Origin of the sequence: Micromonospora sp. NPDC000663, assembly GCF_042898105.1 — a bacterium.
Lineage (GTDB): Bacteria > Actinomycetota > Actinomycetes > Mycobacteriales > Micromonosporaceae > Micromonospora.
Genome location: NZ_JBIAYR010000009.1, coordinates 13,890 through 30,731, shown reverse-complemented (window position 1 = coordinate 30,731; position 16,842 = coordinate 13,890). Strand labels below are relative to the sequence as shown.

Here is a 16,842-nt window from a genome sequence, read left to right as displayed (position 1 = left end):
AGCAGGTCAGCCCGGCAGGGCCAGGTCCAGGACGGCGCCCAGCCCGTTCTCCCGGCCGGGCTCGGCGGCCGGCAGGACCAGCACCGCGCAGCCGGCGGCCACCGCGCCCGCGTCCGCCGGGGTGTCGCCCACCATCAGGGTCTGCTCGGGCTCGACACCGAGCATCCCGCAGGCCCGCCAGAAGATCGCGGGGTCGGGTTTGCAGCGTCCGACCTCGTACGACAGGACGAACGCGTCGACGAGATCGGTCAGCCCCCAGGTGTCGAAGTGGGGCCGCAGGTCGAAGCCGATGTTGCTGACCACGCCCACCCGCACCCCGGCGTCGCGCAGCGCGGTCAGCGTGGGGGCGGTGTCCGGGTACGGCAGCCAGCCGTCGGCGGTCAGCAGCCGCTCGTAGAGCGCGTCGGCGAAGCCCTCGATGCCCGCGTCGACGGTCTCGGCGAGCCCTGTGTACGCGCCCCGGTGGGCGTGCTGGTAGAGGTCCCGGTCGGCCCACAACTCGGCGAGCCGGGGCGGCACCCGCGCCGGCAGGGGGCCGCCTGCGCGCCCGGCGGTCAGCAGCCGGTCGGCAAGCGAGGTGGCGCGGACGCGGTCCAGGGTGACCCCGCACGCGGCGGCGGCCTCCAGCACCCACCGCCGCGGCTCCTCGACCTGGGCGAGGGTGCCGTGGAAGTCGAAGAGCACCGCCTTGACGGGCCGTCGGGACGCTCGCGGGGCGGCGGCGGCCTCGGCGCTGCCCGGCGGACGGGTCTGGGGCGGTTCGGCATGGTCCGGCACGCCGTGCACCCTACCGACCCCCGCCGACGACCCCGCCGCACGGCCTTGTGGGGTGTGGTGTCCGGGCACGCACTAATCTTGGTGGCATGTCGAGCCCCGCCGAGCGGTACGCAGCGGCGCGCCGCCGGGCCGCGCAGTCCGCACAGTTCCCTGCTCTGGAAGAGTTCGCCCTCGACCTGGGGTTCGATCTCGACGATTTCCAGCGCGAGGCGTGTCAGTCCCTGGAGCGGGGCAGCGGCGTGCTGGTGTGCGCCCCGACCGGGGCCGGCAAGACAGTGGTGGGCGAGTTCGCCGTACACCTGGCCCTGCGCGGGCGGCCCGACGACCCGGCGGCGGCCGACGCGGCGGCGACGCCCCCGACCCGGCGCAAGTGCTTCTACACCACGCCGATCAAGGCGCTGTCCAACCAGAAGTACCACGACCTGGTCGCCCGGTACGGCGCCGAGCAGGTCGGCCTGCTCACCGGCGACAACGCCATCAACGGCGACGCGCCGGTGGTGGTGATGACCACCGAGGTGCTGCGCAACATGCTCTACGCGGGGTCCAGCACCCTGCAGGGTCTCGCGTACGTGGTGATGGACGAGGTGCACTACCTCGCCGACCGGTTCCGTGGCGGGGTGTGGGAAGAGGTGATCATCCACCTGCCCGCCTCGGTCACCCTGGTCTCGCTGTCGGCGACCGTCTCCAACGCCGAGGAGTTCGCCGACTGGCTGGTCACCGTGCGCGGCGAGACGGCGGTGGTGGTCAGCGAGCACCGGCCGGTGCCGCTGTGGCAGCACATGCTCGTCGGCAAGCGGATGTTCGACCTGTTCCACGACGCCGACGCGGCCCGCAAGCACGACGTGCACCCGGAGCTGCTGCGCTACACCCGCGACCAGATGCGCCGTCTGGAGCTGGGGGAGGGGCGCAGCGCGGGGCCGGGATCCGGTCGGCGTGGCCCCCGCTGGCGTGGCCCGATGCGCCCGGACATCGTCGACCGACTGGACCGCGAGGGTCTGCTGCCGGCGATCCTGTTCATCTTCAGCCGGGCCGGCTGCGCCGCCGCGGTGCAGCAGTGCCTCGCCGCCGGACTGCGGCTCACCTCGCCCGACGAGCGGGCCGAGATCCGCCGGGTCGTCGAGTCCCGGGTCACCGCCATCCCCGGCGAGGACCTGTCGGTGCTGGGCTACTGGGAGTGGCTGGACGGCCTGGAACGCGGCCTGGCCGCCCACCACGCCGGCATGCTGCCGGTGTTCAAGGAGATCGTCGAGGAGCTGTTCGTCCGCGGTCTGGTCAAGGCGGTCTTCGCCACCGAGACCCTCGCCCTGGGCATCAACATGCCGGCCCGCTGCGTGGTGCTGGAACGCCTCGTCAAGTACAACGGCGAGGCGCACGTCGACCTGACGCCGGGGGAGTACACGCAGCTCACCGGGCGTGCCGGCCGGAGGGGCATCGACGTGGAGGGCCACGCCGTGGTGGTGTGGTCCCCGGAGACCGACCCCCGGCACGTGGCGGGGCTCGCCTCCACCCGCACCTACCCGCTGCGCTCCAGCTTCCGGCCCTCGTACAACATGGCGGTGAACCTCGTCGGCACGGTCGGCGCGGAGCCGGCCCGGGCGCTGCTGGAGTCCTCGTTCGCGCAGTTCCAGGCGGACCGGTCGGTGGTCGGCCTGGCCCGGCAGGTGCAGCGCAACACCGAGACCATCGAGGCGTACGGCGCGGAGGCCGCCTGCCACCACGGCGACTTCGACGAGTACTTCGCGCTGCGGGTGGCCATCGCCGACCGGGAGAAGGCCATCGCCCGGCAGGGGCAGACCCAGCGCAAGGCCGCCGCGGTGGCGTCGCTGGAGCGGCTGCGGGTCGGTGACGTGATCCGGGTGCCCTCGGGTCGCCGCGCCGGGCTGGCCGTCGTCCTGGACCCGGCGACCGGCGGGTTCGGCGAACCCCGACCGCTGGTGCTCACCCAGGACCGCTGGGCCGGGCGGGTGAGCCCCGGCGACTTCACCACACCGGCCGAGGTGCTGGCCCGCATCCGGGTGCCCAAGCACTTCAACCACCGGTCGCCGGGCGCTCGACGGGATCTCGCCGCCGAGGTCAGCGGCACCGGACTGGACCGGCACGGCGGCCGTCGCGGTGGCCGGTCCCGGCAGGCGCCCGGCGACGACCACCTGCTCGCCCAGCTGCGCACCGAACTGCGTAACCACCCCTGTCACGCCTGCCCCGAGCGGGAGGAGCACGCCCGCTGGGCGGAGCGGCGTCGGCGCCTGGAGCGCGACACCGAGGAGCTGCGCGAGCGGGTCTCCGGGCGCACCGGGTCCCTCGCCCGTACGTTCGACCGGATCGTCGCGTTGCTGACCGACCGTGGCTACCTCGCCCGCGACGGTGCGGTGACCGACGCCGGCCGGATGCTCGGCCGGATCTGGACCGAGGCGGACCTGCTGGTCGCCGAGTGCCTGCGCCGGGGCGTGTGGGACGGACTGTCCCCGGCGGAACTGGCCGCCGCCGTGTCCGTGGTGGTCTTCGAGGCGCGCCGCGACGTCGACGAGCGGGCGTCGCTGCCGCGGGGGCCGGTGGCCGACGCGGTGGACGAGACGCTGAAGCTGTGGAGCGAGATCGAGGCCGACGAGGCGGCGCGTGGCCTCAGCGCCACCCGCGAGCCGGATCTCGGCTTCGCCTGGCCGGTCTTCCGGTGGGCGCGGGGCGAGGCGCTGGCCAAGGTGCTCGGCAGCGGGCACGAGATCGACGGCGAGATGCCGGCCGGTGACTTCGTGAGGTGGGCACGCCAGGTGGTCGACCTGCTCGGTCAACTTGCCGACTCAGGCGGTGCGTCGCCGGAGCTGCGTTCCACAGCCCGGCAGGCGATAGCGGCCATCAACCGGGGTGTACTGGCGTACCACACCTCCGCCTGATAATCACTTCGGTCAAGGTCGCAGGCGGAATCGACGCCCCGCTAGACGATCTGCTCTGCCGCCGGTGGGTGGTGTCGGTGTTGAATGTGAGAGCCGTTCGACAGCGACTCGGCACCGGCGACCACAGAGGAGACAGAATTGAACTTCCTGCGTCTCGGCCCGGCCGGTCGGGAGATCCCCATCGTCCAGCACGACGGTACGAGCTTCGACCTGCGGAGCCTCACCGCCGACCTGGACGGGGCGTTCTGGTCGGCGGACGGGATCGCGCGTACCCGCGCCGCTCTCGAGCGCGGGGAACTGGCCGAGCTGCCCGACGCGGGAGCCCTGCGGGTGGGCGCGCCCGTCGCGCGGCCCAACAAGATCGTCTGCATCGGCCTCAACTACCGTGACCACGCGGCGGAGACGGGCGCCCCGCTCCCCGCCGAGCCGGTGGTCTTCATGAAGGACCCGATGACGCTTGTCGGGCCGTTCGACGACGTCCACATCCCGCGCGGGTCCACCCAGACCGACTGGGAGGTCGAGCTGGCGGTCGTCGTCGGTACGACCATCCGCTACGCCGACTCCCCGGAGCAGGCCATGCGGCACATCGCCGGGTACGCGGTGTCGCACGACGTGTCCGAGCGCGGTTTCCAGCTCGAACGCGGAGGCCAGTGGGACAAGGGCAAGAGCTGCGAGACGTTCAACCCGCTGGGGCCGTGGCTCGTGCCGGCGGACGAGGTAGGCGATCCGCAGGCGCTGTCGCTGCGGTTGTGGGTCAACGGGGTTCTCCGCCAGGACGGCACGACCAAGGACATGATCTTTCCGGTCGCGCACGTCGTCTGGTACCTCAGCCAGTTCATGGTCCTGTACCCCGGTGACGTGATCAACACGGGGACGCCGGCCGGTGTGGCGCTCGGGCTGCCGGACCATCCCTACCTGCGCGCCGGCGACGTGGTGGAGCTGGAGATCAGCGGTCTGGGGCGGGCGCGTCAGGCACTGGTGGCCGCATGAGCGGGGAGTTCGCCGGACTGACCGCTGTCGTCACGGGCGGCTCGTCGGGCATCGGTCGCGCCACCGCCGAGGAGTTGCGGGCCCGGGGCGCCCGGGTGGCCGTGCTCGACCTCGACCCGAGCGGGCTTCCCGAGGACATCTCCGGCTTCGCCGCCGACGTGTCGGACCGCGCGTCGGTGGCGTCGGCGGTAGCCGCGGTCGCCGACAGGCTCGGCGGCATCGACGTGGTGGTCAACAACGCCGGGATCGGGGCGACCGGAACCGTCGCCGACAACACCGACGACGAGTGGCATCGCGTGCTCGACGTCAACGTGGTCGGCATGGCGAGAGTGGTGGGCGAGACCCTGCCGTGGCTGCGCCGCTCGGAGCACGCGTCGGTAGTCAACGTCTCGTCCATCGCCGCGCTCAACGGCCTGCCGGGGCGGACGCTCTACTCGGCCAGCAAGGGCGCCGTGCTGTCGCTGACCCTCGCCATGGCCACCGACCACGTGCGCGAGGGGGTCCGGGTCAACTGCGTGTGCCCCGGCACGGCGGACACCCCGTGGGTCGGGCGTCTGCTGGCACAGGCCGACGACCCGGACGGCGAGCGGGCCGCCCTGCGGGCCCGCCAGCCCATCGGGCGCCTGGTGACACCGCAGGAGGTGGCGAACGCGATCGTCTACCTCGCGTCGCCCCGGGCGGGCTCCACCACGGGTACGGTGCTGGACGTCGACGGCGGAGTCACCCACCTGCGGGTCCGGCCGTGACGAGCGGACCGGCGGGGGTGTGAGATGCGGATCGCGCTGTTCGTGACCTGCCTGGCCGACACCATGTTTCCGCAGGCCGCGACGGCGACGGTACGACTGCTGGAGCGGCTGGGCCACGAGGTGGTCTTCCCGCCGGACCAGACCTGTTGCGGGCAGATGCACATCAACACCGGCTACCCGTCCGACGCGGTCCCGCTGGTGCGCCGGCACGTGCGGGTCTTCGACAGGTACGACGTGATCGTCGCGCCGTCGGGCTCCTGCGTGGGGGCGGTACGGCACCAGCACGCGATGGTGGCCCGACGGGCCGGCGACGCGTCGTTGACGAGCCGCGCGGAGTCGGTGGCGGCGCGCACGTACGAGCTGTCCGAGCTGCTCGTCGACGTGCTCGGGATGACGGACGTGGGCGCGTACTTCCCGCACCGGGTCACCTACCATCCGACCTGCCACTCGCTGCGGATGCTGCGGGTGGGCGACCGGCCGCGGACGCTCCTGCGCGCGGTGCGCGGCCTCGACCTGGTGGAGCTGCCCGCGCAGGAGCAGTGCTGCGGGTTCGGCGGCACCTTCGCCGTGAAGAACGCGGAGACCTCCACGGCGATGCTCGCCGACAAGATGCGCCACGTGCTCGCCACCGGCGCCGACGTGTGCACCGCCAGCGACGCCTCCTGCCTGCTGCACATCGGAGGCGGGCTGTCGCGGCTGCGCACCGGCGTACGCACCGTGCACCTCGCCGAGATCCTGGCGTCCACCGAGCACGACCCGGCGGTGCGAGGGTGACCGGCCCGACGTTCCTCGGCATGCCAGCGACCGCGCCGCCCGGTGTGGGACACCTGCGCGGCGACGAGTCGTTCCCGGCGGCCGCGCGGCGCAGCCTGGCCGACCCGCAGCTGCGGCGCAACCTGCGGCACGCGACGACAACGATCCGGGCCAAGTCCGCCGCAGTCATCGCCGAGTCGTCGGACTGGGAGCAGTTGCGCGCGGCCGGCGCGGCGATCAAGGCCGACACCCTCAACCGGTTGCCGGAGCTGCTGGAACAGCTCGAGGCGAAGGTCACCGAGGCCGGCGGCGTGGTGCACTGGGCGGCGGACGCGGTCGAGGCCAACCGCATCGTCACCGACCTCGTCCGGGCGACCGGCGCGGATCGGGTCATCAAGGTCAAGTCGATGGCCACCCAGGAGATCGGCCTCAACGAGGCACTGCACGCTGCCGGCGTCACCGCCGTCGAGACGGACCTCGCGGAACTCATCGTGCAGCTCGGCGGCGACCGGCCGAGCCACATCCTGGTTCCCGCGATCCACCGCAACCGGGCGGAGATCCGGGAGATCTTCCTGCGTGAGATGCCGGGCGTCGACCCCGCGCTCACCGCCGACCCGGCGGCCCTGGCCGCCGCCGCGCGCCGCTACCTGCGCGAGACGTTCCTGAGTACGCCGGTGGCGGTGTCCGGGGCGAACTTCGCAGTCGCCGAGACGGGCACCCTGGCCGTTGTCGAGTCCGAGGGCAACGGCCGGATGTGTCTGACCCTGCCGCGCACCCTGATCACCGTCATGGGCGTGGAGAAGGTCGTACCGACCTGGCGGGACCTGGAGGTGTTCCTCCAACTGCTGCCCAGGGCGTCGACCGGGGAGCGGATGAACCCGTACACGTCGATGTGGACGGGTGTGACTCCGGGCGACGGACCGCAGGCGTTCCACCTGGTCCTGCTGGACAACGGCCGCAGCGCGGTCCTCGCCGACGAGGTCGGTCGGCAGGCGTTGCGGTGCATCCGCTGCTCGGCCTGCCTCAACGTGTGCCCGGTGTACGAACGGGCCGGCGGGCACGCCTACGGCTCGGTGTATCCGGGGCCGATCGGCGCCGTGCTGTCGCCCCAGCTCACCGGCGTCGACGACAACGCCTCCCTGCCGTACGCGTCGACGCTGTGCGGCGCGTGCTACGACGCCTGTCCGGTGCAGATCAACATCCCGGAGGTGCTGGTGCACCTGCGCGCCGAGGCCGTCGACGCGCGACGCCTGCCCACCGCCGAGTCGATCGCGATGGCCGCCGCCGCGTACACGATGGACCATCCCCGGCTGTACGAGGCCGCGCAGCGCGCCTCCCGACTGAGCCGGTTCGCCGGCCGGCGGGGCCGGGGCCTGCCGCCGCCGTTGAACGGCTGGACCGGCAGCCGTGATCTCCCGGAGCCGCCGGCCAAGACATTCCGCGAATGGTGGGCCGAGCGGTGAGCGCCAGGGATCTCGTCCTCGGCCGGCTACGGGCCGCACTTGCCGCCGACGCCCCCGCTCCGGTGGAGGTGCCGCGCGACTACCGGCACACCGGCACGCTCGACCTCGACCAGCTGGTGGAACGGCTGACCGACTACCTGGCGCACGTGCACCGGGTCGCCGAGGAGGCCGTGGCCGACACGATCGCCGACATCCTGCCGGCCGGTGGCACCGTCGTCGTACCCCCGGGTCTGCCGCCCGCCTGGCTGCCACCGACGGTGACCGCGCTGCGCGACGACGGCCTCGACACCGCGCGGATCGGCGCGGCCGACGCCGTCGTCACCGGTGCCGCCGTCGCCGTCGCCGAGACCGGCACCGTCGTGCTCGACGGCTCACCCGACCAGGGGCGCCGGGTGCTCAGCCTGCTGCCGGACCGGCACGTGTGCGTGCTGCGGGCCGACCAGGTGGTGGCGACGGTGCCGGAGGCCCTCGCCCGGCTGACGCCGCAGCGCCCGCTTACCTGGATCAGCGGGCCGTCGGCGACCAGCGACATCGAACTCATCCGGGTCGAGGGTGTGCACGGCCCGCGCCAGCTGCACGTCATCCTGCTGCCCTGACCGCCCGCCGCCCGGCTCGGCGGTCAGCGGGAGGCACGCCTGCCGTCGATCGTGAGGGTGACCAGCAGGCCGGGGTGGTCCGTCGCGTCGCCCATGCCCACCGACCTGGTGCAGCAGAGCGCGACGCCGCTGCTGGCCAGGACGTGCTGCACCGCGCCGTCGTCGACGCGGAGGTCGCCCGACGATCCGCACGACCGTACGTCGGTATCGCCGCCGCGCCGCAGGTTGAGATCGCCGCTGAGCACTGTGGGCGCGTACCCGGTGCTCCCGCGGACGACAGGCAGGATCTCGTCGAGCAGGTGCTCGCACTGGGCGAGCGCGACAGTGGAACTGGTGGCCGCCAGGTGGGTGGTGCACACCGAGAGCGCGCCGTCGACGTGGACGCAGAGCCAGCTGCGTTCCTCGGGGTCGGTGAGGTCCTGGGTCGGGTGGATCCCGCGGTGCACCATGTGGCGGGCGCCCGGCGCGGTCAGGCGGGCGAGGACCCCGATGCCGTACGACCGGCCGTTGCGGCACCGGGTGTCGGCGCCGCTGGGGCGGTCGCCGGCGGCCTGGAAGGCGGACACGACACCCGCGCCTCTGTGCACGGCCGCGAACGTGCGCTCCAGTGCCGTCACGTCGTCCTGGCAGATCTCGTTGAGCGTGACCAGGTCGGGCCGCTCGGTGCTGATCACCTCGGCGGCCCTGGTCACCGACCGGCCGGTGTAGCAGTTGGCCCGGCCGCTGTTGCACAGGTTCATCTGCAGCAGCCGCAGGGTCGTGGGTGCGGGGGAGTCGGCCGCCGACGATCCGGACGGCATCCCGGCGGCGGCGACCAGGCAGCCGACGGTGAGGGCGCGGCGGAGCCTGCCGGGAGCGCGGGTGAGGCCGGCGGGCGCCTGCGCGGACATGCGGGCTCCGGGTGCCGGGGGCGACAGTCTTCGCCGAGGTGCCAGTGATCGTACTGCGGTCGGTCGACGGCAGGAGCCCCGCGCGAGACCTATCGTGAAGCAATGATCACGTGCGTCGTGCACTACACAATCGACCCGGCACAGATCGGGGAGTTCGAGCGCTTCGCCCGCGCGTGGATGGGGCTCGTGGCCCGGCACGGAGGCGTGCACCACGGTTACTTCCTGCCCGCCGAGGGTGCCAGCGACCGGGCCGAGGCGCTGTTCAGCTTCGAGAGCCTCGCGGCCTACGAGCGGTACCGGGCACGCTTCGGCAGCGACCCTGACTTCGTGGCGGCGGACCGGATCCGCGACGAGTCCGGCTGTGTGCTGCGCTACGAGAGAACCTTCATGCGTCCACTTCTGCCGACCGACGGCACGGCCACGGCGAGCTGAGGCGGGCCGTGCGGGGAAGGGTGGACCCCGCACGACCCGTGTCAGCTCAGCGGCGCGGCCGGGGCGTGCTGCGCGGCAGGACGTACGGCGGACCGGCGAAGATCAGGTCGGACTTCAGCTCCTGGTACGCCCGCTTGGGCTGGTAGTTCTCGTCGTAGATGGTGGCCAGACCCTCGGGCGGGTCGTTGAACCAGTCCGGCACCCACGAGTACTTGTCGGTGAAACCCCAGACGGTGTACGACAGGCAGCTGCGCACGGCCAGGCACGCCTTCATCAGCACGCTGAAGTTGGCTGCCGACGCCTGCAACCGGGGGTTGATCTCGGCCGAGTCGCCGGCCTGGACGCCTGCGGTCATCTGACTGCGCACGTCGACCTCGGTGAACGCGGTGGCGAGACCCAGCCCGGCGAACTTCTTCAGCGCGGCGGTCACCTGGAGGGTGTCGAAGTTGCCGTACTGGGTGCCGAGGTGGCCCTGTGAGCCGATGCCGTCGATCGGGACGCCCTGCCTGAGCAGACCCTTGGCCATGTCGTACACGAACTGCGTCTTGTCGTCGGCGGGGTTGCCGGAGCCGAACGCCTCGATGTTGTAGTCGTTGTAGAACAGCAGCGCCTTCGGGTCGGCGGCACGCGCCCAGCGGAACGCGTCGGCGATGTAGCCCGGGCCGAGGTTCTGCGCCCAGAAGCCCTTGTAGTGCAGGGTGTTCGGGGTGTCCCAGGGGTCGCTCACCGCCTCGTTCACCACGTCCCACTGCCAGATCTTGCCCTTGTAGCGGTTCACGACTGTGGTGATGTGCTTGCGAAGCAGCTCGCGCAGCTCCTGCTTGCTGATGGAGCCGTCGGCGACGCCACTGGTCAGCCAGGCGGGCAGCTGGTTGTGCCAGACCAGCACGTGGCCGCGGACGCTCTGCCTGTTGCGCTTGGCGAACTCGACGAGCTGGTCGGCGGCGGTCCAGTCGTAGGTGCCGCGGGTGGGCTCCAGACTCTCCCACTTCATCGCGTTCTCCGCGGTGACCGAGGTGAACTCGGTGGAAGCCAGCCGGCGGTACTCCGGGTCGGTGGCGTCGTTGAGGCCCGTCGGGTTCACCGCGGTGCCGACGTGCAGGCCGTGGCGCAGGCCGAGGGTGCCCAGGCTCTGTGCCGTCGGGTCGTACGGCCGGCTCGCGGTGGCCGGCACCGTGTTCAGTGCCGCGACGGTCGCGACGGCGACCACCCCGACAGTGATCAGCTGTCTTGGCTTCATTGCCTTCCCTTCATTGATCGACAAGTTTCGATCACGAGCGCGAGAGTGCGGTCCGGTGCGGGTGTGCGGGGGAGTGGGACCGAGTGCCGGTGGTGCCGAAAGGGGACCGGAAACGTGCCCGAAACGTTAAGCCGATCGATGTCCGCCGTCAACAGTGAAAACTTTCGGAAATTCGTCAGGTGAGCTGGGGTACCTTCGGTTCGGCGGATACCGAAACTTCCGGTGGCGCGCTGTGCGGTGTGGGGCGTTCGACAGAATCGGCGGGCCGTGCGGCGGGCCGCCTGTGGGGCCGGCGATGATGGTCCGGTGAAGATCCTGTCCATCCAGTCGTCGGTCGCCTACGGCCACGTCGGCAACTCGGCGGCCGCGTTCCCCCTGCAACGGCTCGGGCACGAGGTCTGGCCGGTCCTGACCGTCCACTTCTCCAACCACACCGGCTACGGCGCGTGGCGCGGCCCGCTGCTGGACCCGGCCCAGGTGGCCGAGGTCATCGCGGGCATCGGGGACCGGGGCGTCCTGGGCAGCGCCGACGCGGTGCTGTCGGGCTACCAGGGCGACCCGGCGATGGGCGCGGTGATCCTCGACGCGGTCGACACCGTCAAGGCGGCCAACCCGAACGCCGTGTACTGCTGCGACCCGGTGCTGGGCGACGTCGGCCGGGGCATGTTCGTGCGACCCGGGATCCCCGAGTACATGCGCGACGTCGTGGTTCCGCGCGCGGACATCATCACCCCCAACCACTTCGAACTGGACTTCCTCGCCGGCCGGTCCACCACCACCCTGACCGAGGTGCTGGACGCCGTCGACGTTGTCCGCGCGACCGGGCCACGGCACGTGCTCGTGACAAGCGTGCTGCACGCCGACGTGCCGGCGGGGTCCCTGGAGGTGGTGGCCGTCTCGGACGAGGGCGCCTGGTCGGTGACCACGCCCCTGCTGCCGATCAACCCGAACGGCGGCGGCGACGTCACCGCAGCCCTCTACCTCGCGCACCTGTGCACGACTGGTTCGCCCGCCACGGCACTGGAACGCACCATCGCCTCGGTCTTCACGATCCTGGAGGCCACCCTCGCGGCGGGCACCCGGGAGATCCAGCTCGTCGCGGCCCAGGACGCGATCGCGGCGCCGCCGGCCCGGTTCGCCGCCCGTCGACTGCGCTGACCGGTCCGGCTCCCCCGGCAGGCGTGCCGCCGATACAGGCATATCGATGTGATCGTTAACATACGCGGTGCCAGCTCCCCTCGCAACCCCCGCGACGGGCGCCGCCGTGTCGGACGCCCGGATGTCGAACCGGTGGGCATCGCGGTCCTCGCCGGACCTGGAATCCGCCGGATCGCGTGTCGTGGCTCGTGACGGAGGGTCAGCCCGGCGAGAGCCTGCCCTCCGTTGACGACCGACGCGCCGCTCAGTACGGTGCATCGTAAATCTTAGATGTCAACGCTGATACGGCAACGCGGCAACGCGATGACGAAGTTGACCTCATGCACCCGTGAAAACCCAGGTCAGGCACGCGACAAAGCGGGCTAGGGAAGTCCCTTGGCCGCGTGTTAGCGCTAACAGATCATGGCTGATCACGTCGATCACCACCCCTTGTGGATCCGGTCGATCGGCACCCGGCGACGCGGCACGCCGCCGCGACCCTCTCAGGGAGTAACCGTGAAGGTGGCAATCCGAACCACAGCCCGCAGCAGGTCCGGCGCCAGGCGCGGCATCGCCTGGCTGATGAGTCTGGTGTGCGTCCTCGCACTGGTCCCGGGCACGGCCCGGGCGGACAACCCGATCGTCCAACACATCTACACAGCCGATCCGGCCCCGTTGGTGCACAACGGGCGGGTGTACCTCTACACAGGCCACGACGAGGACGGCTCCACGTACTTCACCATGAAGGAGTGGCGGGTCTGGTCGTCCGCCGACATGGTCAACTGGACCGACCACGGCTCGCCGCTGAACATCAGCACCTTCAGTTGGGCGAGCGCCAACGCCTGGGCCGGCCAGGTCATCGCCCGCAACGGCAAGTTCTACTGGTACGTGCCGGTGACCAACCGGGCGACCAACTCGATGGCCATCGGCGTGGCGGTCGGGGACAGCCCCACCGGCCCGTTCCGCGACGCGATCGGCCGGCCACTGGTGGGCAACGGCGAGATCGACCCGACCGTCTTCATCGACGACGACGGCCAGGCGTACCTGTACTGGGGCAACCCGAACCTGTGGTACGTGAAGCTGAACGCGGACATGATCTCCTACTCCGGTTCGGCCACGAAGATCCCGCTCACCACCGCCGGGTTCGGCACCCGCAACGGCAACGCCAGCAGGCCCACCCTCTACGAGGAGGGGCCGTGGGTCTACAAGCGCAACGGCACCTACTACAACGTGTTCGCGGCGGAGTGCTGCTCGGAGTTCATCGCGTACTCCACGGCCCCCGGCCCCACCGGACCGTGGACCTACCGGGGGACGATCATGCCCAGGCAGGGCGGTAGTTTCACCAACCACGCCGGCGTCGTCGACTTCAACGGAGGCTCGTACTTCTTCTACCACAACGGTGCCCTGCCGGGTGGTGGCGGCTACACCCGCTCGGTCGCGGTGGAGAAGTTCAGCTACAACTCCAACGGCACCTTCCCGACGATCACCATGACCAGCACGGGCGCCCCGCAGGTGGGCACGCTGAATCCGTACGTCCGGCAGGAGGCCGAGACGATCGCCTGGGGCTCCGGCATCGAGACCGAACCCTCCAGCGAGGGCGGCATGAACGTCGGCTGGATCGAGAACGGCGACTACATCAAGGTCAAGGGCGTCGCGTTCGGCGCGGGCGCGACGTCGTTCAACGCCCGGGTCGCCTCGGCGGGCAGCGGTGGGCGGATCGAGGTGCGGCTCGACAACAGCAACGGCCCGCTGGTGGGCACCTGCACCGTCCCGGTCACCGGGGGCTGGCAGACCTGGACCAACGCCACCTGCGCGGTCAGCGGGGCGACAGGTACGCGGGACGTGTTCCTGCGCTTCGCCGGCGGCAGCGGCAACCTGTTCAACGTGAACTGGTGGCAGTTCACCGGCACCGGTGGTGGCGTCGACGGCAACCTGCTCACCAACGGCAACCTGGAGAACGGCACGACCGGTTGGGGCGCGCACGGTGCGGCGACGCTGTCGGCCAACACGGCTGTCGTGCACGGTGGCGCCGGTTCCCTGTCGGTCACCGGCCGTACGGCGGCGTGGAACGGCCCCAACCAGGACGTGACCTCGAAGCTCACCAACGGCAAGACCTACACCACGAGCGTCTGGGTACGCTCGCAGAGCGGCACGCCGGCGGCGAAGGCGACCCTCTCGCTGACCGCCAACGGTACGACGAACTACCTGCAACTGACGCCGGCGACGACGGTCAACGCCAACGGGTGGACCCAGCTGACCGGCACGGCGACCGTGTCGTGGAGCGGCACGCTCTCCAGCGCCGGCTTCTACGTCGAGACGGCCGAGGGGACCGACAGTCTCCTGGTCGACGACGTCTCGTTCCAGTGACGCGTCGGTGCCGGGGCCGCGTTCACGCCGCCCCGGCACCGACGACCACCTGTCCTCCGCACCGGCCCCGGCTCATCAATCAGCCGGCAGGTCGACGGCCGTGGCGCCGACGACGGCCCGGTTGCCCTCGGCCGGCTCTGCGATTCCCGTTACGGTCGCGAGAATGCCCGCGCACGCTGTGATTGGATGATCCGGTGCAGTTCACCGTGACAGACGCGCCGGAGCGGGAACGCTTCGAGGCGCGCGACGAGGCGGGCGCCCTCGCCGGCATCGTGACCTACCAGCTGACCGGCGGCATCATCGCCTACACCCACACGGAGGTCGACCCCGCGTTCGAGGGCAGGGGTGTCGGCTCGACCCTCGCCCGCGCGGTGATGGACGACGCGCGGTCCCGGGGCCGGACGGTCGTGCCCATCTGCCCGTTCCTCGCCGAGTGGCTGACCAAGCACCCGGAGTACGAGGACATCGTGGCCCGGTCCACGCGGAAGATGAAAAAGTAGGGGTACGGGTGACCACGACAGCGTCCACCTTCCGGGCCCTGCACCACGGTCGCGCCACAGGCGACCCGCTCGTCCTGCCGGGGCCGTGGGACGCGGCCAGCGCCCGGGTTTTCGCCGACGCCGGCTTTCCCGCGCTCGCCACGCCCAGCGCGGGGATCGCCGGCTCCCTCGGGTACGAGGACGGCTCCACGCCACCTGAGGAGATGTTCGCCGCGGTGACCCGGATCGTCCGGGCCGTGGCGGTTCCCGTGTCCGCCGACGTCGAGGGCGGCTACGGTCTCGCCCCCGCCGAACTCGTCGGGCGGATCCTCGACACGGGCGCCGTCGGCTGCAACCTGGAGGACTCCGACGGGCACGGCACCCTCAAGGACCCGCGGCGGCACGCCGACTGGCTGGCCGAGGTGCGGGCGGCGGCGGGCGACAACCTGTTCATCAACGCGCGCGTCGACACGTTCCTGTTCGGGTCGGGTGACCCGGCCGACGCGGTGGAGCGGGCCCGGCTGTACGTGGCCGCCGGCGCCGACTGCGTCTACCCGCTGCGCGCGCCGACCGAGGTGCTGCCGCTGCTCCGCGACGCCGTCGAGGGCCCGTTGAACATGGCCGCCGGCCCGGCCCCGGAGTCCGTGGCCAAGTTGGGGCGGCTCGGCGCCACCCGGATCACCTTCGGGCCGGGGATGCAGCGGTACGCGATGGGCGCGATCGGCGACCTCGCGGCGGCGCTGCGCGCCTGAGCCGTAGCCCCGGACGCCGCGACGCCGCGCCCGGGGAGGTTCCGCCCCCGGGAGCCGCCCTCAGGCGTCGACGCGGGCGGCGAGGGCGTCCACCAGTCGGCGGGTCGAGCCGGCCAGGTTCCACCTGCCGGCCAGGTCCAGCAGCCGGTCCGGGTCGGCGGGCGCGGTGGGCAGCGCGGTGGGCAGCTCCGGCAGTGGCACGTCCAGGGCGACCCGGACCACCGTCGGCGCCACAGCCAGGTAGTCGCGGGCGGCGACCAGCTTGCCGCGCAGGCCCGGCGCGAAGGACGAGTCGGAGTCGTCGAGCGCGGCCAGGATGCCGGCGATGCTGCCGTACCGTTCGATGAGCCGCGCGGCGGTCTTCTCACCGACGCCCGCCACGCCGGGCAGGCCGTCGCTGGGGTCGCCGCGCAGGGCGGCGAAGTCGGCGTACCGGTCGGCAGGCACGCCGTAGCGCGACCGCACTGCGGCGTCGTCGCAGTCGTCGAGCTTGGCCACGCCGCGCCCGACGTAGAGCAGCCGGACCTCCCGGGCGTCGTCGACGAGCTGGAACAGGTCCCGGTCGCCGGAGACCACCTCGACCGGGCCGGGCTGGGTCACCGACAGCGTGCCGAGCACGTCGTCGGCCTCGTAGCCGGTCGCGCCGACGGACGTGATGCCGACGGCCTCCAGCACCTCCAGGATCATCGGCACCTGCGGGGAGAGCGTGTCCGGTACGACTTCACCGCCCTGCGGCGCCACCCGGTGCGCCTTGTACGACGGCAGCAGGTCGACCCGCCACGCCGGACGCCAGTCGTAGTCGAGGGCGCAGACCATCCGGTCGGCGCCCCGCCCGCGAATCAGGGTGGCGAGCATGTCGAGGAAGCCGCGTACCGCGTTGACGGGGGTGCCGTCCTCGGTGCGGGCGACGGACTCCGGAATGCCGAAGTACGCCCGGAAGTAGAGGCTGGGTGCGTCGATCAGCAGGATCGGGGATCGGTGTGCCACGCCGAACAGCCTGGCACAGCCCTCCGACGATCAGGGGTACGCCCGGCCGCCGACGGGTCAGCGCCGGTAGACGGTCTCCCGGCGGGCCATGTGCTGTACGACGTAGCTCGCCACCAGCAGCAGGATCGCGACCACCACCTCGACCCAGGCCGCGACCCCGTCGGCCACGGTGAGGCCGATGATCAGCAGGACCAGGCCGACGAGCGCCAGCACCCCGGCCCACAGTTGCCGGCGGCGGCGTGTCGTCGCCCGGTCCGCCTCGTTCGCTGCCACCTGGTCCTCCCGGTCGGGACGCCCGCGCGGGCGTCCCGGATCCAGGCTATGACCCCGCGGTGCCGTCCGAGC

16 protein-coding genes are annotated in these 16,842 nt (G+C 72.0%); 11 read left to right on the top strand and 5 right to left on the bottom strand.

Going from position 1 to position 16,842, the window contains the following annotated elements; translation table 11 throughout:
* Nucleotides 1-6: 6 nt before the first annotated feature.
* Nucleotides 7-777 carry an HAD-IA family hydrolase gene (locus ACFY1S_RS24315; protein WP_364365289.1) on the bottom strand — a complete coding sequence of 257 codons (771 nt, stop codon included), beginning with the start codon at nt 775-777 and terminating at the stop codon, nt 7-9.
* An 86-nt stretch (nt 778-863) separates the two neighbouring features.
* On the opposite strand from ACFY1S_RS24315, the gene ACFY1S_RS24310 reads away from it, so the two are divergent.
* The 6 genes from ACFY1S_RS24310 to ACFY1S_RS24285 all read left to right on the top strand — a co-directional run bounded on the left by ACFY1S_RS24310 (nt 864) and on the right by ACFY1S_RS24285 (nt 8,213).
* Entirely contained in the window at nt 864-3,665 is a 2,802-nt protein-coding gene (locus tag ACFY1S_RS24310; protein WP_387122219.1) for a DEAD/DEAH box helicase, read from the top strand.
* Between the two features lie 138 nt (nt 3,666-3,803).
* A complete protein-coding gene (locus tag ACFY1S_RS24305) occupies nt 3,804-4,655 on the top strand; it encodes a fumarylacetoacetate hydrolase family protein (protein WP_387122216.1) in 852 nt (283 codons plus the stop codon).
* On the top strand, nt 4,652-5,401 hold the full coding sequence (locus ACFY1S_RS24300) for an SDR family NAD(P)-dependent oxidoreductase (RefSeq protein WP_387122213.1): 750 nt from the start codon (nt 4,652-4,654) through the stop codon (nt 5,399-5,401). The genes ACFY1S_RS24305 and ACFY1S_RS24300 overlap by 4 nt, the downstream gene beginning before the upstream one ends.
* A 24-nt stretch (nt 5,402-5,425) precedes the next feature.
* Nucleotides 5,426-6,175: a (Fe-S)-binding protein gene (locus ACFY1S_RS24295; RefSeq protein ID WP_387122210.1), complete on the top strand. Its 750-nt coding sequence runs from the start codon at nt 5,426-5,428 to the stop codon at nt 6,173-6,175.
* 20 nt (nt 6,176-6,195) lie between these two features.
* On the top strand, nt 6,196-7,617 hold the full coding sequence (locus ACFY1S_RS24290; RefSeq protein ID WP_387122623.1) for a LutB/LldF family L-lactate oxidation iron-sulfur protein: 1,422 nt from the start codon (nt 6,196-6,198) through the stop codon (nt 7,615-7,617).
* Nucleotides 7,599-8,213 (top strand): lactate utilization protein C, encoded by a 615-nt coding sequence (locus tag ACFY1S_RS24285; protein WP_387122207.1) that lies wholly within the window; start codon nt 7,599-7,601, stop codon nt 8,211-8,213. The genes ACFY1S_RS24290 and ACFY1S_RS24285 overlap by 19 nt, the downstream gene beginning before the upstream one ends.
* Nucleotides 8,214-8,236: 23 nt before the next feature.
* On the opposite strand, the gene ACFY1S_RS24280 is transcribed toward ACFY1S_RS24285, so the two are convergent.
* Entirely contained in the window at nt 8,237-9,103 is an 867-nt protein-coding gene (locus tag ACFY1S_RS24280) for an endonuclease/exonuclease/phosphatase family protein (RefSeq protein ID WP_387122204.1), read from the bottom strand.
* 102 nt (nt 9,104-9,205) lie between these two features.
* On the opposite strand from ACFY1S_RS24280, the gene ACFY1S_RS24275 reads away from it, so the two are divergent.
* Nucleotides 9,206-9,535 carry an NIPSNAP family protein gene (locus ACFY1S_RS24275; RefSeq protein WP_364365268.1) on the top strand — a complete coding sequence of 110 codons (330 nt, stop codon included), beginning with the start codon at nt 9,206-9,208 and terminating at the stop codon, nt 9,533-9,535.
* Between the two features lie 46 nt (nt 9,536-9,581).
* Here ACFY1S_RS24275 and ACFY1S_RS24270 read toward each other — a convergent pair whose 3' ends face one another.
* Entirely contained in the window at nt 9,582-10,775 is a 1,194-nt protein-coding gene (locus ACFY1S_RS24270) for an endo-1,4-beta-xylanase (RefSeq protein WP_387122199.1), read from the bottom strand.
* Nucleotides 10,776-11,081: 306 nt separating this feature from the next.
* On the opposite strand from ACFY1S_RS24270, the gene pdxY reads away from it, so the two are divergent.
* The 4 genes from pdxY to ACFY1S_RS24250 all read left to right on the top strand — a co-directional run bounded on the left by pdxY (nt 11,082) and on the right by ACFY1S_RS24250 (nt 15,510).
* Nucleotides 11,082-11,933 (top strand): pyridoxal kinase PdxY, encoded by an 852-nt coding sequence (pdxY, locus tag ACFY1S_RS24265; RefSeq protein ID WP_387122196.1) that lies wholly within the window; start codon nt 11,082-11,084, stop codon nt 11,931-11,933.
* A gap of 561 nt (nt 11,934-12,494) precedes the next feature.
* Nucleotides 12,495-14,279, top strand: coding sequence for a family 43 glycosylhydrolase (locus tag ACFY1S_RS24260; RefSeq protein ID WP_387122620.1), 1,785 nt, complete (start codon nt 12,495-12,497; stop codon nt 14,277-14,279).
* A 194-nt stretch (nt 14,280-14,473) separates the two neighbouring features.
* Nucleotides 14,474-14,779, top strand: a complete 306-nt coding sequence (locus ACFY1S_RS24255) for a GNAT family N-acetyltransferase (protein WP_387122193.1) — start codon at nt 14,474-14,476, stop codon at nt 14,777-14,779.
* An 8-nt stretch (nt 14,780-14,787) separates the two neighbouring features.
* Entirely contained in the window at nt 14,788-15,510 is a 723-nt protein-coding gene (locus tag ACFY1S_RS24250) for an isocitrate lyase/phosphoenolpyruvate mutase family protein (RefSeq protein ID WP_387122190.1), read from the top strand.
* Nucleotides 15,511-15,570: 60 nt separating this feature from the next.
* Here the strand turns inward: ACFY1S_RS24250 and ACFY1S_RS24245 are convergent, their stop codons facing one another.
* On the bottom strand, nt 15,571-16,497 hold the full coding sequence (locus tag ACFY1S_RS24245) for a 5'-3' exonuclease (protein WP_364365253.1): 927 nt from the start codon (nt 16,495-16,497) through the stop codon (nt 15,571-15,573).
* A gap of 57 nt (nt 16,498-16,554) precedes the next feature.
* Nucleotides 16,555-16,770 carry a hypothetical protein gene (locus ACFY1S_RS24240; protein WP_387122187.1) on the bottom strand — a complete coding sequence of 72 codons (216 nt, stop codon included), beginning with the start codon at nt 16,768-16,770 and terminating at the stop codon, nt 16,555-16,557.
* Nucleotides 16,771-16,842: the final 72 nt, after the last annotated feature.